This window comes from Allobosea sp. GW823-FHT02B03, assembly GCF_058797755.1.
The window spans coordinates 257711-277580 of record NZ_JBXAJY010000001.1; the positions used below are offsets into that span (position 1 = coordinate 257711).

General features: G+C 67.0%; 17 protein-coding genes. 7 read left to right on the top strand and 10 right to left on the bottom strand.

Annotated elements, in window-relative coordinates:
- Positions 1-2 precede the first annotated feature (2 nt).
- From AC1REK_RS01230 to AC1REK_RS01250, 5 genes are all read right to left on the bottom strand, one after another.
- Complete coding sequence (locus AC1REK_RS01230; protein WP_492267476.1) at positions 3-836, bottom strand: hypothetical protein; 834 nt, start codon at positions 834-836, stop codon at positions 3-5.
- A gap of 89 nt (positions 837-925) precedes the next feature.
- Entirely contained in the window at positions 926-2041 is a 1116-nt protein-coding gene (locus tag AC1REK_RS01235) for a linear amide C-N hydrolase (protein ID WP_492267475.1), read from the bottom strand.
- A gap of 194 nt (positions 2042-2235) precedes the next feature.
- Positions 2236-3543, bottom strand: coding sequence for a GGDEF domain-containing response regulator (locus AC1REK_RS01240; protein ID WP_492267474.1), 1308 nt, complete (start codon positions 3541-3543; stop codon positions 2236-2238).
- Positions 3544-3708: 165 nt separating this feature from the next.
- Positions 3709-5472 carry an ABC transporter permease gene (locus AC1REK_RS01245; protein WP_492267473.1) on the bottom strand — a complete coding sequence of 588 codons (1764 nt, stop codon included), beginning with the start codon at positions 5470-5472 and terminating at the stop codon, positions 3709-3711.
- 42 nt (positions 5473-5514) lie between these two features.
- Positions 5515-6498 (bottom strand): ABC transporter substrate-binding protein, encoded by a 984-nt coding sequence (locus AC1REK_RS01250; protein WP_492267472.1) that lies wholly within the window; start codon positions 6496-6498, stop codon positions 5515-5517.
- Positions 6499-6820: 322 nt separating this feature from the next.
- Between AC1REK_RS01250 and AC1REK_RS01255 the strand changes: the two genes are divergently transcribed.
- The 5 genes from AC1REK_RS01255 to AC1REK_RS01275 all read left to right on the top strand — a co-directional run bounded on the left by AC1REK_RS01255 (position 6821) and on the right by AC1REK_RS01275 (position 11964).
- On the top strand, positions 6821-8194 hold the full coding sequence (locus tag AC1REK_RS01255; protein ID WP_316016725.1) for an ABC transporter substrate-binding protein: 1374 nt from the start codon (positions 6821-6823) through the stop codon (positions 8192-8194).
- Between the two features lie 217 nt (positions 8195-8411).
- Positions 8412-9299, top strand: a complete 888-nt coding sequence (locus AC1REK_RS01260) for a carbohydrate ABC transporter permease (protein ID WP_390893189.1) — start codon at positions 8412-8414, stop codon at positions 9297-9299.
- Entirely contained in the window at positions 9296-10135 is an 840-nt protein-coding gene (locus tag AC1REK_RS01265) for a carbohydrate ABC transporter permease (protein WP_327522090.1), read from the top strand. Before AC1REK_RS01260 ends, AC1REK_RS01265 begins: the two co-directional genes overlap by 4 nt.
- Before the next feature lie 147 nt (positions 10136-10282).
- Positions 10283-11251, top strand: coding sequence for a transaldolase (tal, locus tag AC1REK_RS01270; RefSeq protein WP_492267471.1), 969 nt, complete (start codon positions 10283-10285; stop codon positions 11249-11251).
- Complete coding sequence (locus tag AC1REK_RS01275) at positions 11248-11964, top strand: SDR family NAD(P)-dependent oxidoreductase (protein ID WP_492267470.1); 717 nt, start codon at positions 11248-11250, stop codon at positions 11962-11964. Before tal ends, AC1REK_RS01275 begins: the two co-directional genes overlap by 4 nt.
- Here AC1REK_RS01275 and AC1REK_RS01280 read toward each other — a convergent pair.
- Positions 11958-12503, bottom strand: coding sequence for a hypothetical protein (locus AC1REK_RS01280; RefSeq protein WP_492267469.1), 546 nt, complete (start codon positions 12501-12503; stop codon positions 11958-11960). The two genes, AC1REK_RS01275 and AC1REK_RS01280, sit on opposite strands and share 7 nt — an antisense overlap.
- Before the next feature lie 260 nt (positions 12504-12763).
- Between AC1REK_RS01280 and AC1REK_RS01285 the strand changes: the two genes are divergently transcribed.
- Both AC1REK_RS01285 and AC1REK_RS01290 read left to right on the top strand, forming a co-directional pair.
- The gene (locus AC1REK_RS01285) at positions 12764-13324 is read left to right on the top strand and encodes a YceI family protein (RefSeq protein WP_327522086.1); all 561 of its coding nucleotides are present in this window, start codon (positions 12764-12766) and stop codon (positions 13322-13324) included.
- Positions 13321-13893 carry a cytochrome b gene (locus tag AC1REK_RS01290; protein WP_492267468.1) on the top strand — a complete coding sequence of 191 codons (573 nt, stop codon included), beginning with the start codon at positions 13321-13323 and terminating at the stop codon, positions 13891-13893. Before AC1REK_RS01285 ends, AC1REK_RS01290 begins: the two co-directional genes overlap by 4 nt.
- Here AC1REK_RS01290 and AC1REK_RS01295 read toward each other — a convergent pair.
- From AC1REK_RS01295 to amaB, 4 genes are all read right to left on the bottom strand, one after another.
- Positions 13879-15561, bottom strand: a complete 1683-nt coding sequence (locus AC1REK_RS01295; RefSeq protein WP_492267467.1) for a thiamine pyrophosphate-binding protein — start codon at positions 15559-15561, stop codon at positions 13879-13881. The two genes, AC1REK_RS01290 and AC1REK_RS01295, sit on opposite strands and share 15 nt — an antisense overlap.
- Complete coding sequence (locus tag AC1REK_RS01300; RefSeq protein WP_492267466.1) at positions 15554-16741, bottom strand: CaiB/BaiF CoA transferase family protein; 1188 nt, start codon at positions 16739-16741, stop codon at positions 15554-15556. Before AC1REK_RS01300 ends, AC1REK_RS01295 begins: the two co-directional genes overlap by 8 nt.
- A gap of 122 nt (positions 16742-16863) precedes the next feature.
- Positions 16864-18081 (bottom strand): acyl-CoA dehydrogenase, encoded by a 1218-nt coding sequence (locus AC1REK_RS01305; RefSeq protein WP_316016686.1) that lies wholly within the window; start codon positions 18079-18081, stop codon positions 16864-16866.
- Positions 18082-18222: 141 nt separating this feature from the next.
- A complete protein-coding gene (amaB, locus tag AC1REK_RS01310; RefSeq protein ID WP_492267465.1) occupies positions 18223-19743 on the bottom strand; it encodes an L-piperidine-6-carboxylate dehydrogenase in 1521 nt (506 codons plus the stop codon).
- Positions 19744-19870 lie beyond the last annotated feature (127 nt).

The following is a 19870-nucleotide window of genomic DNA, read 5'->3' on the forward strand; positions in this document are numbered from 1 at the left end:
GGTCAGAACTGCATGGAGGCGCCGAGCACGGGCCCGTGCTGGGTGACCTTCCACAGGAAGCCGCCATCGCGATAGTCCTGATACAGCGCCCGGTAGCCGGCGCGCAGCATGGTTGGGCGGCCGAGCAAGGTGGTGCGGTAGCCGAGATAGGCCTGCGCATTGTAGGTGATCCGCGATCCCACGCCGAAGCCGCCGACATCCGCCTCGGCGAAGAGATTCCAGCGCTCGTCGATGTCGAGCGTCATGCGCGCGCCGATCAGCGGGTCGAACCAGGCCTCTGTCTTCGAGAGCCCGGCTCCCGCGACGCTGATGCTGCCGGTCATGCGCGTCCAGCGCACACCGGCGAGTGGATCGAGCGCGAAGATGCGCGGCGCGCCATGGACGGTGTCGCCACCGAGCGCCGTCTCGAAGAGGCGATAGCTGGCGCCCGCGGCCAGCATGGTGCTGCGCGTTCCCACGCCGATATCGAGCCAGCGCAGCCGCTCATTGCTTTCCACGTCGGTGTACTGGCCGTTGGCGAAGAAGCCGAGTTTGCCGCGCTGGATCTCGATCGCGCCCATGAAGCCGAATTTCAGGTCCTTCACGGTGTCCCGGAAGGGCACGTCGACCGCGCGCTTGTGGTGGAAGACCGCCGCATCGCCGTTCAGGCTGGCGCCCCAGAGATAGGGCGAGACCGTCACGGTCCAGTCCGGGGCCGCGCGCAGCGGCGCCTCTGCCTTCGGTGCCGCTGCATCGGCGGCATCTGCCGGCGTCGTGAAGGGCAGGCAAGCGGCGAGGCCGATGGCGGCCGCGCCGATGCGCCGTCCGAAACGGGCGCGCGAGGATACGGATTTCATGATGCTTGGCCCCCCGGCCGAAATGCTGTGACTTGCTCGGAAGCCGGGACGGTCGGCGCCGCCCCGTCGTCCCGGACGATGTGCGCCGCTCAGGGCTTGGCGAAAGGAAGCGCCGGCGCGGCCATGCCCGGCTTCAGCTCGGCGCTGACGATGGTCTTGGCGTCGAGGTCGAAGCTCTTCAGGTCGATCGCGCGCAGCACCGGGTCGGTATAGGTCTTCACGTAGAAGACGCGGTTGGTCAGATCCGCCACCGTCGACCACTGGGTGTATTCCAGCGGTTCCCCGGCCACCTTGATCCAGCCCTTGGGGATGTCGAAATTGTTGACGATATGCTCGGCGAGCCGAACGCTTTCGATGCCGCTGGGCCTGGGTTGGACCGAGAGCGTATAGCCGAGCGCGCGCAGGAACCGGGAAGGCGGGGTCGGGTCGCCGGGAATGCCGAGCATGCCCGAGCCCTCGCCGAGCGGCGCGAAGCTCTGCGAGCCGATTTTGAGCGGCGGCGCATTGTGCGGCGAGAGCTTCACATAGTTGCGCAGATTGGTCAGGTGCCAGTCGAAGGGCGGCGAGTTGGTCATCACCCCGAGCGGGTTGTCGTAGATCTTGAGCTTCCCGTCGATCGGTTCGACCACCAGCGAGGCGCCCGAGGCATCGTGCAGCGTGTAGTGCACCGGCGGCGCGATCTTCATCTGCTCCTGAACGACGCCGATGACCGCCATGCCTTCGAGCGCGGCCTTGACCTCGGCGACGGTGGCGAAGTTCGTCAGCGCCCAGGTCAGGACGTCCCAGGGCGCGAGCGACTTCGCAGGATCGGACTTGGCCGCATCGGCATAGCCGGCAAAGCCCGGGAAATAGAGGATGCCGCCGGCGAGGCCCTTCTCGTTCATGCCGTCGACCAGGGCGGTGACGCCGAGCGCATTCAATCCGACGGCGGCATACTTGCCCGTCCAACTGGCGGCCGGCTTGCCGTCAGCGCCGCTGCTGGAGAGCTTGTAATTGCGCGGGATCACCATCGCGCGCGACTCGAGTTCGAAGCCGAACTCCATGGTCCGGCCGTAGACGGCGCCGTTATCCGAAGTCCGGATCAGGAAGCTGGTGCAGGCCGACGCGGTTTGGGAGGCAAACATGCTCGCCGCGAGCAGCACGGCGCCAAGTGAGCGGAGCCGTTTTGCTCGAGATCGTGCCAGGCTGCCAGAATGTCCGATCATGAATTGGTATCCCCCCGAATCGTAGGCCGGGCGGAAGGTGGCATGCGGTCAGGCGCCCCGGAAGCAGCGGGCCGCGATGTCAGCATGCTGCCAATGCAGGGCTGACGCTCGGATCGTGGCGCGTGAAGTGGCGCGCCGCTGCCGAATGGCGCGACGGGCTGGTGCCGGGAGCGCGAATGCCGAAGCGGCGGGCTTCAGGCTGCCTGAACGCAGACCCGGTTGCGACCCTCGCGCTTGGCTGCGTAGAGGGCACGATCGGCGGCGATCAGCGCCTGGTCGAAGCTGCCATTCTCGTCGATCTCGGCGACGCCGATCGAGGCGGTGAGAGCGATCTGATGCTCGCCGACCATTACGGTCTCGTGGGAGACGTCGAGCCGGACATGGTCGCTGCGGCGCATTGCCGCCTTCGCGTCGAGGCCGGGAAACAGGATGGCGAACTCTTCGCCGCCGATGCGGGCGAGCAGGCTGCTGCTGCCGTCGACCGACTGGGCGATGCAGCGCGCCACCCCTGCCAGAACCCGGTCGCCGAGGTCATGGCCATGACTGTCGTTGAGCTGCTTGAAATCGTCGATGTCGAGGATCGCGACCGCGCTCTTCTGCCGGCGCGCCCGTGCTTCCGCGATCAGCCCCGGCGCGTGCTCGAAGAAATGGCGGCGGTTGAACAGGCCCGTCAGGGCGTCGCGCGAGGCGAGATTGCGCAGCTGGGCGATCTGCTCCTGCGTCTCGGCATTGCTCGCGATCCGGCATTGCAGCTCTTCGGGCACGAACGGCATCGAGATGAAGTCGTTGGCGCCGGCCTTCAGGAAGCCTACGGACACCATGCGGTCGCTCGACGACGAGACGCCGATCACGCGCAGGCCGTTGGCGGAGAAGCGGCGGCGGATATGGCGGGTGAGCTCATAGCCATCCATGTCCGGCATGTTGTAGTCGCTGACGACCAGCCTGATATCGGGGTTGGCTTCCAGGAGCGACAGGGCCTCGGCGCCGGAGTCGGCTTCGACGACATCGTATTGCTGCACGGTCAGCATATGGGCGAGCAGCCTGCGGGTCGCCTTGACGTCGTCGACGACGAGGATGCGGGTCTGTCGGTTGGTGAGGGCGCGCTTGACGGCGCGGACCAGCGTATCGAGCGCGAACTCGCTGTCCTTCGGCACGTAGTCGATGACGTCGCGCTCCATGATCCGGTTGCGCGTCTCGATGTCGAAGCTGCCGGTATGGACGATGGTCGGGATGCCGCGCTGGACGGTGAAGTCGATCGCCTCGCCGCGCGGCGCGTCGGGCAGGTTCAGGTCGACCACGGCCAGGGTGTACGCCGCGGCGTTTTCGGTGACCGCCTCGTGCAGCTCGTTGAGCGAGCGGCAGGCAACGAGCTCGAGGCCGACCTCTTCGATGAGGCGGCGGCAGAGCGCCAGCGAGTAGGTCTTCGAATCCTCCACCACGAGGATCTTGCGGTCGTCGGCGTAGGGCCCTTGCGGGAGGCGGTCGGTGGCGCGGTAGGCCATTGGGCTCGAACGTCCTTGACCGAGGCCGCCCAGGATGGCGGCTTCGACCCTCTAATCTTTGCAGCGGAAGGCGAATGCCATCAATGGCGAACATCCGGCGAGCGCGTTAATTTCCGCTTAAGTAACGCAGCCCGCTTGCGAATATCGCGATGGTCCGACTCGCCGTCAGATTCGCCAGGGCAGGATCTGCGCCGGCAGGCGCCGCCCGGCGAGGTCGAGCCCGAGCATGGTCAGGAGGATCACGGCCGAGGCGCTGATCGCCACGGCCGCCGCTTCGCCTGCGAGCCCCGCCTCCTTCAGGCTGAACAGCACGACGCCCAGCGTCTCGGTTCCCGAGGACCAGAGCAGGGCCGAGACGGTCAGCTCGTTGAAGGCGACGAGGAAGACCATCAGCGCGCTGACCGCCGCCGCCGGCGCCAGGATCGGGGCGACGATGAAGCGCAGCATCTGCCAGAGCGTGACGCCGTCGAGCTTGGCCGCCTCCTCGTGATGCGCCTCGATCTGCGCCATCGCCGCGACGGGCGCTTTCAAGGCCAGCGGCAGGAAGCGGGCGAGATAGGCGAACAGGATGATGAAGGGCGTGGCGTAGAGGCTGAACCCCAGCAGCGGCAGCGGCTTCAGGAAGAGCAGGATGCAGGCGATGGCGAGGACCACGCCGGGCAGTGCATAGGGTAGCTCGATGACGAGTTCGACAGCCCGCCTGAACCGGCCCATGCGCCGCTCCAGCGCATAGGCGAAGGCGATCGAGAGCAGCGCGAGCAAGAGTGCGGCCGTCCCGGCGAACAGGAAGGAATTGCGGAAGGCGCGCATCGTCACATCCTGCCGCAGCAGCACTTCGGCGAACTTGTCGAAGGTCAGGCTCTGCCAGGAGAGCGTGACGCCCAGTGCCGGGGTGAGCGCCTCGCCGAGCAGGGCGAGCAGGGGCAGGCCGAGCTTGAGCGCCAGCAAGAGCCAGAGACCGCCGGCGACGAAAGGGCGGGCGCGCCCGAGCTGCCAGAAGGGCTGCAGCGCACGTTCGATCTCGACCTTGCCGGCGCTGCGCCGCATCGCCAGCATCCCGGCGAGGATGCCGAGCCCGGCGACGACGGCGACCAGGATCGAGAGCGCCGCCGCATCCGGCAGCCCTTCCGGGCCGAAGCTGGAGAGCCGGCGATAGATCAGCGTCGGCAAGGTGAGGTAGTTCACCGGCAGGCCGAGCAATGCCGGAATCCCGAAATTGCCGATGCCGGCGACGAAGGCGAGCAGCGCGGCGGCGACGATATGCGGTCGCAGCACCGGCAGCAGGATGCGCGCCACGATGGTCTGCGGGGCGGCGCCTTCCATCTGCGCGGCCTCGACCAGCGAATGCGGCACGCTGCGCAGGCCGGTCCAGAGCGTGATCGCGACCAGCGGCGCATGGTGCAGTGCCATCACCAGGATGATGCCGCCGCGGCCGAGTAGCGGATTCGGCGTGCCGGGCGCGGGCGAAAGCCCGAACAGCGCCAGCACCGGCGAGTTCGGCGCGAACAGGCTGAGAAAGGCGAGCGCCGCCACCTGCGGCGCGATCATCATCGAGAAGACCAGCCCGAAGGCGAGCGGGCGCTTGCCGCGCAGGTCGGTCACTGCGAGCAGCAGCGCAAAGCCGCCGCCGACCAGCAGGGCGCCTAGCGCCGAGAAACCGGCGGTTTCGAAACTGTGAAGCGTTGCATTGACCGCCGAGCGGCCGGTCATGACGTCGAGCGCCGCGCCCGGCGCGAACACGCCGCCGGGCGCGAAGGCGGCCAGGGCGAGACGCAGGAAGGGCAGGGCGCCGAGCAGAATCGCGACGAGCGCGACCGCGACCGGGAGGGCCAGTCCCTCGGGCGAGCGAAGGCGCGGCAAGGCCCGCCGCAAGCGTGCCTGCCGCAGCCGGGGCTGCGGCAGGTCCGATGATGGGGCGGCGAGCGTCATCCGCGCTCGCCGGGTTCGCAACGGCGGCTCACGCGAAGCAGCTCACTCGAAGATCGCGCTGAAGCGCTTGCGGGCGGCCGGCTCGTCGGCGAGCGCCTTGGCGGCGTCGAATGGCATCAGCTTGATCGCGTCGCGCGCCGGGTAGCCGGCCGGCAGGGCCACTTGCGGATGAGCCGCGACATAACCCTGCTTCAAAGCCAGCTCCTGGCCTTCCTTCGAGATGAGGAAGTCAACGAAAGCCTTCGCGGCTTCCGCGTTCTTCGTGGTCTTGAGGATCGCGACGGGCTCGCTGACCGCCGAAACGCCTTCCTTCGGGAAGACGAACTCGACCGGTGCGCCTTTGGCCTTCTCGCGGATCGGCATGAAGTCGACGATCATGCCGTAGAGCTTCTCGCCGGTGGCGACCTGGCGCAGGATGTCGCCATTGGCGCCGGCGGCGAGCGCGCCGTTCTTCTGCAGATCCTCGTAGAAGCTCCAGCCGCCGGGCAGGCTGCCGGTCAGGGTGATGGTGTGGATCATCGCCGCGCCCGAGTTCAGCGGGCTCGGCATCGCCAGCAGGTTCTTCGCCTCGGGCTTGGTCAGGTCGAGCCAGCTCGTCGGCTTCAGCGTCGCCTTGGTGTTGTAGACGATGCCGGTGGTGATCAGCTTGGTGGCAAACCAGAACTTGGCGGGATCATGGATGCCGGCCGGATAGGCGGCGCTGTCCGCCTTGTCATGGGCGAGCAGGCGGCCTTCCTTCTTGAGGCCCTCCATCGTCACCGCATCGGCGATCAGGAGCACGTCGGCCTGCGGCGCGCCGGCTTCGAACTCAGCCCGCAGCTTGGCCATCACCCGCGGCGTTCCGTCGCGCACGAAGCTGATCTCGACCTTGGGGTGCTTGGCCTTGAAGGCGTCGACCGTCTGCTGCGCGTCGGTGTTGGGCTGGCTGGTATAGAGCACGAGCTTGCCCTCGACCGCGCCGGCGGCGTCGATGGCGGGCAGGGCGAGGCCGAGCGCGAGCGCAGCGGCGATTGCGTGGGAACGCATGGCAGTCTCCATGGACCTTACGGGTGGAAGGCCTGCCTCCGCGCTCCTGCGGGACGGTGTCGCGGCCTCCTCTGCGAGGCCGTTAGGCCGCGTAGACGACACATTCGTGACAATCGGCGAGGCGCGGGACCGGATTGAGGGCGCATGGTCCGAACCGACCATCGACCCGGAGTGCCGTCGCTGCCCACCTGCTGTCTGAAACGTGCGAATTTCGGTCGTTTGGACGGCTTGTTTATCAGGGGGGTTTTCGACTAGCTTCGCGCTCAGGCGGCGAGAAACGCCAAATCTAAACGTTTTAAATGGGAGGTTTTCGATGAAATCAATGCGCAACCTGGTGAGCGGTGCCGCCTTGGCCGCACTTGCGGTCGGCTGGACCGGAGCGGCCCTTTCGCAGGAGACGGTGACCGTCTGGTTCACCAAGGGCTTCTACAAGGGCGAGGACGACGCGCTGCTCTCCGTCGTCGACAAATTCCAGAAGGCGACCGGCGTCAAGGTCGACCTCTCCCTCTATGCGACGGAAGACTGCGTCACCAAGTCGGTCGGCGCGGTCCAGGCCGGCACGCCGCCGGATGTCGGCTTCTGCACCACCTACGACTTCCGCACCACCGGACAGTGGGCGTTCGAGGGCAAGCTCGAGGACGTGACCGACGTCATCGAGCCGATGAAGGGCGAGTTCCAGCCGCAGGCGCTCGCCACCACCTTCCTGATGAACGGCAAGACCGGCAAGAAGGCGTATTACGCCTTCCCGGTCGAGCAGCAGATGATGCACATCACCTACTGGAAGGACATGCTGGAGGAGTTCGGGTTCAAGGAAAGCGACATTCCGAAGACCTGGAACGGCTACTGGGACTTCTGGTGCGACAAGGTCCAGAGCGCGGCGCGCGCCAAGGGCAAGCGCATCTACGCGGTCGGCCATCCGCTCGGCGTCGCGGCGTCCGACACCTTCTACAGCTTCCTGACCTTCGCCAACGCCTATGACGCGAAGATCGTCGACGAGAACGGCAAGATCGTGCTCGACGAGCCGAAGAACCGTGCCGCGATGATCGAGGCGGTGAAGTCCTACGCCAACATCATGCAGCGCGGCTGCACGCCGCCCTCCTCGGTGAACTGGCTCGACCCGGACAACAACGTCGCCTTCCATAACCGCACGACGATCGCGACCCACAACGCGACCATCTCGATCGCCGGCAAGCACATGGACGACATGAACAACCCGGCCCTGACGCAGGAACAGCGCGACGCGGCCAAGAAGAACTATTACGACAACATCCGCACCGCCGAGTTCCCGAAGAAGCCCGACGGCAGCAACATGACCAACCTCGCAGCGGTCAAGACCGCGGTGGTCTTCGCCGACGGCAAGAACAAGAAGCGCGGCAAGGAGTTCATGGCCTTCCTGATGAAGGACGAGAACCTGCGTCCGTTCGTCGAGGGCTCGGCCGGCCGCTGGGTCTCGACGACGCTGGCCGGCATCGAGGCGCCGTTCTGGTCGGATGGCAAGGATCCGCACCGCGCCGTCGTCTACAAGCAGTACAAGGACGGAACCGTGCCGTTCCAGTTCGTCTACAACTACAAGTTCACGGCGGTGAATGCCGAGAACGTCTGGGCCAAGGCCGTCAACCGCGTTCTGGTTGACAAGGTCTCGCCCGAGCAGGCGACCGACGAGATGATCGCCCGCATCAAGCAGATCGCCGGCTGATATCGAAGCCTGCGCTGATCACGACGGCTTTGGGCCCATCGGCCCAAAGCCACAGAAACGTGATCGATTCTAAGCGTTTAGAGCGAGTTCAATGCGAAGAATCGGTTCCCAGTTTTTCGCGCCCCGCTCTATCTGACCAGACAGGCATCCCGCCGCGGATCGCGCTGCGGGATGCCGACGCGTCTCAAAATGGCCTGAGCGCAGAGGAGACAAGAAGATGACCGCCACAACGATGGCAACCTCCAGCCTGGCGCCGAGCGACGCGACCTCGGGGCAGGCGCGCGACCGCGCCTTCTGGGGCGTGCTCATGCTCGCGCCCTATATCCTCGTCTTCGCCGTGATGGTGGTCTATCCGGTCATCTACGGCCTGTGGATCGGCCTGAATTTCCAGTCCTACAAGGCGCTGTTCGCCGACCCGATCTTCTTCCGGACGGTGATCAACACGATCATCTTCCTGTTCGTGGCGGTGAACCTGAAGTTCCTGATCGCGCTCTTTCTCTCGGGCTTCTTCGTCGCCCAGCGCGCCTGGGTCCGCATCGTCCTCGTGCTCTTCATCTTGCCCTGGGCCGTGCCCTCGATCCCGACGATCCTGTCCTTCCGGGTGATGCTGAATCCCGAGAACGGCATGATCAACCAGCAGCTCTTTCAGCTCTTTGGCATCATGGAAGGGCCGGGCTGGCTGACCGATCCGACGCTGGCCTTCGCCTCGTCGATCGTCGTCCATATCTGGAAGTCGCTGCCGTTCTGGACGCTGATCCTGGTCACCGGCCGGCTCGCCATCGCGCAGGACCTCTACGAGGCCGCCAGCGTCGACGGCGCCAATAAATGGCAGCAGTTCCGCTTCATCACCTGGCCGTCGCTGGCGACGCTCTACGTCACCTCGACCCTGCTCTCGATGATCTGGACGCTCGGCGACTTCAACAGCGTCTACCTGCTCACCGGCGGCGGTCCGGGAGACCTCAACCACGTGCTGGCGACGCTCGGCATCCGCTACATGCGCAACAACAATCTCGACCTCGGCGTCGCCTCGATCATCGTCGCCATGCCGCTGATCCTGCCCATGGTCTGGTTCATGGTGAAGCGTCTCTCGAAGGGAGCCGAATGATGAAAAGGCTCCTCGACGAGGGCAAGCTGATCCTGATCGCCATTCCCGTGCTGATCTGGACGATGCTGCCGATCTACCACCTCTTCGTGCTGTCGATCTCGAACCAGGAATCGATGCTGGCCGGCAAGCTCTGGCCCGACCAGCCGACGCTGCAGAACTTCCAGATCGTCTTCAAGCAGCAGCACTACTACCTGACCAATTTCTGGCTGCAGCTCTTCAACAGCTTCCTGATCGCGGTCACCACCGGGCTGCTCACTTTGTTCATCGCGACCTGCGCCGCTTTCGCGATCTCGCGGCTGAAGGCGCCGGGCGGCCGCTCGATCATGAACTTCGCGCTGGCGACTTACCTGATCCCGGCCGCCTTCCTCGCCATCCCGATGTACAAGGCGATGGGCACCTTCGGGCTGCTGAACACGCGCACGGCGCTGATCCTCGCCATGGTGGCGCTGGCTTCGCCCTATGCGATCTGGGTGCTGAAGCAGGCTTCGGACAAATTGCCGAAGGAACTCGACGAAGCCGCGATCATGGACGGCGCGACCTCGCTCCAGCTCTTCCGCATGGTCTATCTGCCGCTGATGAAGCCATCCATGGTGGTGATCGGCATCTATGCGCTGCTGCTCGCCTGGAACGAGTATCTCTACGCCTTCCTGCTGCTCTCCAGCGAGAAGGAGCTGCCGCTCGCCGTCGGTCTCGGCCTGTTCCTCTCGGCCGACGACGCGCCCTGGAACCTCTTGATGACGGCCGGCCTGATCTACGCCATCCCGCCGGCGGTGATCTATTACGGCTTCCGCAACAACATGGTCTCGGGCCTGACCGCCGGCGCGGTGAAGAGCTGAGGCTAGTCCGGTCCGCGGACCGACGAGGCCTGCGGAGCGATCCAGCCGACCTGACGCAGGGCTGGATTGCTTCGCTTGTGCTCGCAATGACGCGCGGCAGGCGCCATATTGGCGGGGAACCCGGCCGCACATCCCAAGGGTAGAGAGATGACCGCTTCCAAGCTCGAACAGCTCCGCGCCATGACCACCGTCGTCGCCGACACCGGCGACATCGAGGCGGTGCGGCGGCTGAAGCCAGTGGATTGCACCACCAACCCGACGCTGATCCTCAAGGCGGTCGAGACCCCGGCCTATGCCGCCCTCGTCGACGAGGCGATCGCCTGGGGCAAGCGGCAGGGCGGCGCCGGCGCGGTCGAGGCGGTCTGCGACCGGCTCGCCGTCACCTTCGGCACCGAACTGACCAAGATCGTCCCCGGTCGCGTCTCGACCGAGGTCGACGCCGACCTCTCCTTCGACACCAAGGCGACGATCGAGAAGGCGCGCGCCATCATCGCGGCCTATCAGGAGCGCGGCGTCGGCCGCGAGCGCATTCTGATCAAGATCGCCTCGACCTGGGAAGGCATTCAGGCCGCCCGCGTGCTGCAGGCCGAGGGTGTCGACTGCAACCTGACCCTGCTCTTCGCGCTGCCGCAGGCGGTCGCCTGTGCCGACGCCAAGGCCTTCCTGATCTCGCCCTTCGTCGGCCGGATCCTCGACTGGCACGTTAAGGCCGGCGGCGGGCCCTACACGGCCGAGACCGATCCCGGCGTCGTTTCCGTCCGGAACATCTACGGCTATTACAAGGCCCATGGCATCGACACGGTGGTGATGGGCGCCTCCTTCCGCAACACCGGCGAGATCGAGGCGCTCGCCGGCTGCGACCGGCTGACGATCGGCCCCGGCCTGCTCGACGAGCTCCAGTCCGCGGCCGGTGAATTGCCGCGCAAGCTCTCGCCGGAAGCCGCAGGCAAGGCGCCCGAGCGTCTCGTCCTCGACGAGAAGGCCTTCCGCTTCGCCATGAACGAGGACGCGATGGCGACGGAGAAGCTGGCCGAGGGCATTCGCGGCTTCGTCAAGGATCTGCGCGGCTTGCGCAAGCTGGTCGCGGCCAAGCTCGAGCAGGCCAAGGCGGCGTGAGCGCAGCGGCTCTCGCCAAGGTCGCCGTCGTCACCGGGGGCGCCAGGGGCATCGGCCGTGCCGTCTGCGAGCGGCTCGCCGATGACGGATTCGTGCCGGTCGTGTGGGATCTGGCGGAAGGCGAGGGCGGCCATGCCTTCGTTCCTTGCGACGTTGCCGACGAGGCGCAGGTCGCGGCCGCTCTGGCACGCACGGAAAGCGAGCACGGGCCGGTCGCCGTGCTCGTCAACAATGCCGGGTTGACCGGCCCCTCGACGACGGTGGCGCAGACGCCGCTGGCGCAATGGCAGAAGGTCCAGGCGGTCAATCTGACCGGCACCTTCCTCTGCTCGCGCGCCGTCGCGGCTGCGATGGCGCCGCGCGGCTATGGCCGCATCGTCAACATCGCCTCGCTCGCCGGCAAGGAGGGCACTCCGACGCTCTCCGCCTACAGCGCCGCCAAGGCCGGCGTAATCGCGCTCACCAAGGCGCAGGGCAAGGAGCTCGCCGGCAGCGGCGTGCTGGTCAATGCGGTGGCTCCGGCAGCGATCGAAACCGAGTTGCTGCAGCAGATGAGCGAGGAGACGGTCGCTACCATGATCGGCAAGAGCCCGCTCAAGCGACTCGGCAAGGTCGAGGAACTGGCCGAGCTCGTCGCCTGGCTGGCCAGCGAGAAATGCAGCTTCTCGACCGGAGCCGTCTTCGATCTGTCGGGCGGTCGCGCGACCTACTGAGCCAGCGAGATCGCGTTTTCGGCCCTGATCTTCTGCACGAGCGCAGCGGGGCTGGCCTCGCCGTCATAGCGGAAATACGCCCGCCCGCCGGCAGCTGCGGCCTGCAGCACCTGCTGCTGCGCCTTCGGCAAGCGCTTCGTGTCGCCCAGCGCCGTGAAGGCGGCCGGCGAGTGCTCCGAAGCGCTGCGCCCATCGAAGACGACGACGCCCGCGCGCGTCACGACGATGTCGCCTTTGCGCAGCGTCGGATCGTGCAGATACCAGTGCGGATCAGTTGCCGGATCGAGCTTGACCGCGGGTTCCGCCGGCTTGGTCGACGCCGCGGCTGCGCGCGGCTTCTGCCGTTTCGGTTTCACCGTCATCTCGAAGGGATCGCTTCCGATGAAGGGGTCGCCGCGGCCGATCATGGCAGGCGGCGTCGGGCGCGCCCCGAAAATGCGCGCCAAATCGTCGAAGAAGCCGGCCGCTTGCGCCTGGGGAGCCATGGCGAGGCCGAGCGCTCCCGCCAGTCCCATTGCCAGTACCCTGCGCCGTGACATTGCTGTTACTCCCTGCCTGCTCCCTGAAACGAAGTGCGAGCCGAAAGGTTCAATGGCACCGGCAGTCGGGTTTTCGCGGGGATGCTTCTGTCTGGAAACGCAGAAGGCTTATGGAACGCCGCCGCCGCTCGCTGGAGGCCCGGTATCTGCCTGTTCTGGCGGCTGGCGATGCGCCCGATCTCCCGGAGCACCGATTTCAACTCTTCGTGTGAGGCGGCGTCTGCCACCGCCACGCCATGTTTCGGGCAGTCCGTCGCGCCATGACCCGACTTGCTGTATCCATGCTCGCGCTCTTGGCGGCCGGTGCGGTGGTCGCCCAGACTTCCCTGTCGCTGCGGCCGGGGGCCAGCGAGGTCGGCTTCGTCGCGCGACGTTTCGGCGTGCCGACCGCCTCGGGCCAGTTCCAGCATTATGACGGCGTCGTGGCGCTCGACTTCGCACGCCCGGAGCGCAGCCGTATCCGCATCACCATCGAGACCGCATCGCTGCACACCGGCACGTCGCTGGTCGATGATTTCATCAAGGGCGAGAGCATGCTCGACACGGCCCATCACCCGGTCGCCAGCTTCACCTCGGACAGCGTGACCCGGACAGGCGACCGCAGCCTGACGATCCAGGGACGGCTGACCATCCGCTCGGTCACCCATCCGGTTGCGGCGACCGCCGTCGCCGAGGACGATGTCGGGGCCGCCGAGCGCAATGGTCGCCTGCAATTTCGTGCCAGCGCAGCCTTCTCGCGCTCGGCCTTCGGCATCGGCCGCGAGGTCAATGTCGTCGACGATCAGGTCGAGATCGCGATCAAGGGGCGGCTCGGGCAATGACCACGGCGGTCCCGAGGCCGCCTGGCTGGCATCCGGCGCTCGTCGCCCTGCACTGGCTGACCGTGGCGCTCATCGCTGTCCAGTACGGCTTGTCGCGTTTGATGGGCGACGAGAGCCGCGACCTGCTCGGCCGGTTCGTCCTCTATCAGTGGCATAAATCGATCGGGCTGACCGTCGCCCTGTTCGTCGTGATGCGGCTGAGCCTGCGGCTCGCCATCCCGGATCCGGAGCCATTGCCCGCCAGTATCTGGCTACGCCGGACCGCGCAGGCCGTTCATGCCGCGCTCTACCTCTGCCTGCTGGCGCTGCCCGTCACGGGTCTGCTGATGGTCTCGGCTGCGCCGATCCAGATCCCCACCCTGTATTTCGGCTGGTTTTCGGTGCCCCATCCCATCGGACCAGACAAGGCGACCTATGAGCTGATGCGCGGCCTGCACGGGCTGGTATTCGACAGCCTCGTCGCGCTGGGACTGGTCCATCTCGGCGCAGCACTGGTCCACCAGTTCGTCTGGCGGGACGGGCTGCTGCGCCGGATGTGGTTTCGCCGCGTTGGCTCAGGCGCCTTGTGAGGCCTGAGCCGCGATCGCCTCGGCGCGGATCGTCGACAGCGTCTTCGCCGGCGTGATTGCCTCCGGGTCGAGCAGGCAATGGATGATCGCCGGCTTGCCCGAGGTCACCGCCCGCTCGAAGGCCGGCGCGAACTGCTCGGTCGTCTCGACGCGCTCGCCATGGCCGCCAAAGGCCTTGGCGTAAGAAGCGAAGTCCGGGTTCTTCAGCATCGTTGCCGAGACGCGGCCGGGATAGTGCTTCTCCTGATGCATCCGGATCGTGCCGTACATGCCGTTGTCGACGACGATCACGATCACCGGCAGCTCGTACTGCACCGCGGTTGCGAAATCCTGGCCGTTCATCAGGAAGCAGCCATCGCCCGCAAAGGCGACGACGGTGCGCTCCGGAAAGAGCCGCTTGGCGCCGATCGCCGCCGGCACGCCATAGCCCATCGAGCCTGAGGTCGGCGCGAGCTGCGTCGCGAACTTGGTGAAGCGGTGGAAGCGGTGCACCCAGGTCGCGTAGTTGCCGGCGCCGTTGCACATGATCGCATCGGCCGGCAGGTTGCGGCGCAGCCAGGTCACCATCTCGCCGGGATGGAACTTGCCCGGCACCGGGGCCGGCTGCTCACTCCAGCCGAGATAGGCCTCATGCGCCTCGGCGGCGGCACCGGCCCACGGAATCTCCTGCGGCGGGTGCACGGTCTCGAGCGCGGCGCAGAAGGCGGTCGGCGTCGCATTGATCGCGAGCGAGGGGCGGTAGACCCGGCCGAGTTCTTCCGGGTCGGGATGGACATGCACCAGCGGCCGGCCTGGATTGGGAATGCCGAACAGCGTGTAGGACTGGCTCGGCATCTCCGAGAGCCGACCACCGACCAGGATGACGAGATCGCTCTCCTGGATGCGCTTAAGGAGCTTCGGGTTGGGACCGATGCCGAGATCGCCGCCGAAGTTCGGATGGTCGGCCGGGAACAGCATCTGGCGCCGGAAGGAGACGAAGACCGGCAGGTCGAAGCGTTCGGCGAAGCGCTGGAAGCGCTCGATCGCCTGCGGATTCCAGCGCGAGCCGCCGAGGATGGCGACCGGCTTCTTCGCCGCCCAGAGCCGCTTCTGCAGGTCGATGGTCTGCAGCAGGGACGGGTGCGTCTCGGTGACCTGGTAGGGCTCGGCATCGGCGACGTCGGCGAGGTCGGTCAGCACGTCCTCGGGCAGCGCGATCACCACCGGGCCGGGTCGGCCCGAGGTCGCGACATGGAAGGCGCGGCTGATGATCTCGGGGATGCGCGCGGCATCGTCGATCTCTGTCGCCCATTTCGTCATCGTGCCGAAGACGGCGCGGTAATCGAGTTCCTGGAAGGCCTCGCGCTCGCGCATGCCGCGCTCGATCTGGCCGACGAACAGGATCATCGGCGTCGAGTCCTGGTCGGCGATATGGATGCCGGGCGAGGCGTTGGTCGCGCCGGGGCCGCGCGTCACGAAGCAGATGCCGGGCTTGCCGGTGAGCTTGCCGGCGGCCTCCGCCATCATCGCCGCGCCGCCCTCGGCCCGGCAGATCGTGACCTTGAGGTTAGCGTCGTGCAGCGCGTCGAGCACGGCAAGATAGCTCTCGCCCGGCACGCAGAACGCATCGGTCGCGCCGTGGATCAGGAGTTGGTCGACGAGGATTTGCCCGCCGGTGCGTTCAGCCATGTCGTCCACTCCAGGTGGGGTCGTTGAGGATTTCGTCTTTGTGCTCGCCGAGCCTCGGGCTCGGCCGGCCGGCGACCTGGCGCACCCCGTCGATCACGATTGGCGAGGCGACGGTCGGGATCGCGCCGGCCTTGGCGGCGGCGCTCGGCAGCTCGGTCTTGATGCCGCGGGCGATCACCTGCGGGTCGGCGAAGACCTCGCCGATATCGTTGATCGGTCCGGCCGGGACGCCGGCGCCTTCCAGCGCCGCGAGCAGCTCGCCCTTGTGCCGGCGCGCGGTCAGCGAGGCCAGCATCGGGATCAGCACGGCACGGCCGGCGACGCGCCCCTTATTGTCGGCATAGTCGGGATTGCTGCCGAGATCGGCCCCGCCCAGCACCTCGCAGAGCCGGCGATACTGCCCGTCATTGCCGGTGGCGATGATGATGTGGCCGTCGACGACCGGGAAGACCTCGTAGGGGACGATGTTGGGATGGGCGTTGCCGAGCCGGGCCGGCGGCTTGCCGGAGACCAGATAGTTCAGCGCCTGATTGCCGAGCACGGCGACCTGCGTGTCCATCAGCGCGAGATCGATCGTCGCGCCTTCGCCGGTCTGGTCGCGCCGGCGCAGCGCGGCGAGGATGCCGACCGTGGAATAGAGCCCGGTGAAGATGTCGGTCTTGGCATAGCCGGCCTTGGTCGGCTGGCCGTCCGGCTGGCCGGTGATCGACATCGAGCCGGCCATGCCCTGGATCAGGAAGTCGTAGCCGGCGCGCTCGGCATAGGGCCCGTCCTGCCCGAAGCCGGTGATCGAGCAGTAGATCAGGCTGGGGTGGAGCTTGCGCAGGCTCGCGGCATCGAGCCCGTATTTGGCGAGCCCGCCGACCTTGAAGTTCTCGATCACGATATCGGCGTGGCCGGCCAACTGGCGCACCAGGGCCCGGCCTTCCTCGCTGCGGAAATCGGCGGTGATCGAACGCTTGCCGCGATTGCAGGAATGGAAATACGCGGCCGACAAATGCTCGCCATCGAGCCCCTCGACAAAGGGCGGCCCCCAGCTGCGGGTGTCGTCGCCTTCCGGGCTCTCGACCTTGACGACGTCGGCGCCGAGATCGGCGAGGAGCTGGCCGATCCAGGGACCGGCGAGGATGCGCGCCAGCTCAAGGACGCGCAGGCCGGCGAGGGGAGGGGTCGAAGTCATCGCGGGAATCCACGTCGTCGTCTCGGCCGCAGCGCAGCGGAGAGCCGGGACCCATGCCGGAACAGTTCAGGCATGGGTCCCGGGTCGAGCTGTGCTCGCCCGGAACGACCCGAGAGGGAGGACTAGAAGAACGCCTGGAGGCCCGTGACGGCCCGGCCGAGGATCAGCGCGTGGACGTCGTGCGTGCCCTCATAGGTGTTGACCGTCTCGAGGTTCGCCGCATGGCGCATGACATGGTACTCGATCGAGATGCCATTGCCGCCGTGCATGTCGCGGGCCGCGCGGGCGATGTCGAGCGCCTTGCCGCAATTGTTGCGCTTCACGAGGCTGATCATCTCCGGCGCCATCTTGCCCTCGTCGAGCAGGCGGCCGACGCGCAGCGAACCCTGCAGGCCGAGCGTGATCTCGGTGACCATGTCGGCGAGCTTCTTCTGGTAGAGCTGCGTCTGGGCGAGCGGCTTGTTGAACTGCTTGCGGTCGAGCCCGTACTGGCGCGCGCGGTGGAAGCAGTCCTCGGCGGCGCCCATCGCGCCCCAGGAAATGCCGTAGCGGGCGCGGTTGAGGCAGCCAAACGGACCCTTCAGGCCGGAGACGTTGGGCAGCAGGTTCTCTTCCGGCACGATCACGCCGTCCATGACGACTTCGCCGGTGATCGAGGCGCGCAAGGAAAGCTTGCCGCCGACCTTCGGCGCGGAGAGGCCCTTCATGCCCTTTTCGAGGATGAAGCCGCGGATCTCGTTGTCATGCGCGACCGACTTCGCCCAGATGACGAAGACGTCGGCGATCGGCGAGTTCGAGATCCACATCTTCGATCCGGTGAGCTTGTAGCCGTCGGCAACCTTCTCGGCGCGGGTCTTCATGCCCGCCGGGTCCGAGCCGGCGTCGGGCTCGGTCAGGCCGAAGCAGCCGACCCATTCGCCGGAGCCGAGCTTGGGCAGGTACTTCTTGCGCTGGTTCTCGTCGCCATAGGCATAGATCGGGTACATCACCAGCGAGGACTGCACGCTCATCATCGAGCGATAGCCGGAGTCGACGCGTTCGACCTCGCGGGCGACCAGCCCGTAGGAGACGTAGTTGGCGCCGGCGCAGCCATACTCCTCGGGAACCGTGACGCCGAGCAGGCCGAGCTCGCCCATCTCATTGAAGATGCCGCGCTCGGTCTTCTCCTCGAGATAGGCCTCGGCGACGCGCGGCTGCAGCTTCTCCTGCGCGTACTGGCGGGCCGTGTCGCGGATCAGCCGCTCATCTTCGGAGAGCTGTTCGTCGAGCAGGAAGGGATCTTCCCAGCTGAACTGCGCGAGCTTGTGGCTATGGGCGGTCTTGCGGGCGGCCTCGGCCATGATCTCAACTCCCCTTTGTTCCTGTTCGCCGTCATTGCGAGGAGCGTAGCGACGAAGCAATCCAGGGAGGCGTAGAGCGCTGCCGCTCCTGGATTGCTTCGCTACGCTCGCAATGACGGGGTGTTTTCCTAGTTCAAAGTCTCACGCATCCACGTCGAAGCTGACGCCCTGCGCCAGCGGCAAGGTGGTGCCGTAGTTCACCGTGTTGGTGGCGCGGCGCATATAGGCCTTCCAGGCGTCCGAGCCGGCCTCGCGGCCGCCACCGGTCTCCTTCTCGCCACCGAAGGCGCCGCCGATCTCGGCGCCGGACGGGCCGATATTGACGTTGGCGATGCCGCAATCCGAGCCCTCATCCGAGACGAAGAGCTCGGCCTCGCGCATGTTCATGGTGAAGATCGACGAGGACAGGCCGGCGCCGACCGCGTTCTGCATGGCGATCGCCTGATCGAGGCTGCTGTACTTCATGACATAGAGGATCGGGGCGAAGGTCTCGCGCTCGACCGGGCCGGTCTGCGCGGGCATCTCGACCAGCGCCGGGCGGACATAGAAGCCGCCCTGGCCGACATCGACCTTCTCGCCGCCATGGACCTTGCCGCCGGCGGCCTTGGCCTCGGACAGCGCCTTTTGCATGCCCTGATAGGCGGCCTCGTCGACCAGCGGGCCGACCAGCACGCCGGCTTCGCGGGGATCGCCGATCTTCACCGAGCCGTAGACCTTGATCAGCTTCGGGATCAGCGCGTCATAGACGCTCTCGTGCACGATCAGGCGGCGCAGCGTGGTGCAGCGCTGGCCGGCGGTGCCCATCGCCGCGAAGGCGATGCCGCGCAGCGCGATGTCGAGATCGGCCGAGGGGGCGACGATCGCGGCGTTGTTGCCGCCGAGCTCGAGGATGGCGCGGGCGAAGCGCGCCGCCAGCTTCTGGCCGACTTCCTTGCCCATCCGGGTCGAGCCCGTGGCGGAGACGACCGGAACGCGATGGTCCTGGACCAGGATGTCGCCGATCTCGCGGCCGCCGATCAAGACCTCGGAGAGGCCGGCCGGGGCTTCGGGGCCGAAGCGCTTCATCGTCTTCTCGACGATCGCCTGGACGGCGAGCGCGGTCAGCGGGGTCTTCTCGGAGGGCTTCCAGACGACGCTGTCGCCGCAGACGAAGGCGAGCGCCGCATTCCACGACCAGACCGCGACCGGGAAGTTGAAGGCGGAGATCACGCCGCAGACGCCGAGCGGGTGCCAGGTCTCCATCATGCGGTGGCTCGGGCGCTCGGTGGCGATGGTCAGGCCGTAGAGCTGGCGCGACAAGCCGACGGCGAAGTCGCAGATGTCGATCATCTCCTGGACCTCGCCGAGGCCCTCGGAGGTGATCTTGCCGGCTTCGAGCGTCACCAGCAGGCCGAGATCGGTCTTGGCGGCGCGCAGCTCCTCGCCGAGCAGGCGCACGAACTCGCCGCGGCGCGGCGCCGGCACCTTGCGCCAGGCGAGGTAGGCCGACTGGGCCCGGCCGATCGCAGCCTCGGCCTCGGCCGGCGAGGTCTCGCGCAGGGTCGCGACGGTCTCGCCGGTGATCGGCGAGCGGGCCGAGAGGCCGGCGCCGGCATAGGCGGCTTCCGGCACGCCGAGGCGCTGGAGGAGGGCGAGGGCGTCTTTGGGAAGGGAAGTGGTCATCTCGTACCTGTGCCTGGCGCTCCTGCCCGTCGCGGGGAGAAGCGCATGAAACGGATCGCCGTCCCGGCCCGCGTGGGGCGCGGCGGAAGGCGAGCGTCGAAAAGCCTGTCGGTTCCGCCGGAGAATG

Excerpts from the sequence above, each read along its gene's own strand:
- AC1REK_RS01240 (WP_492267474.1), bottom strand. The coding sequence starts at position 3,543 with ATGGCCTACCGCGCCACCGACCGCCTCCCGCAAGGGCCCTACGCCGAC.
- AC1REK_RS01260 (WP_390893189.1), top strand. The coding sequence starts at position 8,412 with ATGACCGCCACAACGATGGCAACCTCCAGCCTGGCGCCGAGCGACGCG.
- AC1REK_RS01250 (WP_492267472.1), bottom strand. The coding sequence starts at position 6,498 with ATGCGTTCCCACGCAATCGCCGCTGCGCTCGCGCTCGGCCTCGCCCTG.
- AC1REK_RS01245 (WP_492267473.1), bottom strand. The coding sequence starts at position 5,472 with ATGACGCTCGCCGCCCCATCATCGGACCTGCCGCAGCCCCGGCTGCGG.
- AC1REK_RS01285 (WP_327522086.1), top strand. The coding sequence starts at position 12,764 with ATGACCCGACTTGCTGTATCCATGCTCGCGCTCTTGGCGGCCGGTGCG.
- AC1REK_RS01255 (WP_316016725.1), top strand. The coding sequence starts at position 6,821 with ATGCGCAACCTGGTGAGCGGTGCCGCCTTGGCCGCACTTGCGGTCGGC.
- AC1REK_RS01230 (WP_492267476.1), bottom strand. The coding sequence starts at position 836 with ATGAAATCCGTATCCTCGCGCGCCCGTTTCGGACGGCGCATCGGCGCG.
- amaB (WP_492267465.1), bottom strand. The coding sequence starts at position 19,743 with ATGACCACTTCCCTTCCCAAAGACGCCCTCGCCCTCCTCCAGCGCCTC.
- AC1REK_RS01280 (WP_492267469.1), bottom strand. The coding sequence starts at position 12,503 with ATGTCACGGCGCAGGGTACTGGCAATGGGACTGGCGGGAGCGCTCGGC.
- AC1REK_RS01265 (WP_327522090.1), top strand. The coding sequence starts at position 9,296 with ATGATGAAAAGGCTCCTCGACGAGGGCAAGCTGATCCTGATCGCCATT.
- AC1REK_RS01305 (WP_316016686.1), bottom strand. The coding sequence starts at position 18,081 with ATGGCCGAGGCCGCCCGCAAGACCGCCCATAGCCACAAGCTCGCGCAG.
- AC1REK_RS01300 (WP_492267466.1), bottom strand. The coding sequence starts at position 16,741 with ATGACTTCGACCCCTCCCCTCGCCGGCCTGCGCGTCCTTGAGCTGGCG.
- AC1REK_RS01290 (WP_492267468.1), top strand. The coding sequence starts at position 13,321 with ATGACCACGGCGGTCCCGAGGCCGCCTGGCTGGCATCCGGCGCTCGTC.
- AC1REK_RS01235 (WP_492267475.1), bottom strand. The coding sequence starts at position 2,041 with ATGATCGGACATTCTGGCAGCCTGGCACGATCTCGAGCAAAACGGCTC.
- AC1REK_RS01295 (WP_492267467.1), bottom strand. The coding sequence starts at position 15,561 with ATGGCTGAACGCACCGGCGGGCAAATCCTCGTCGACCAACTCCTGATC.
- tal (WP_492267471.1), top strand. The coding sequence starts at position 10,283 with ATGACCGCTTCCAAGCTCGAACAGCTCCGCGCCATGACCACCGTCGTC.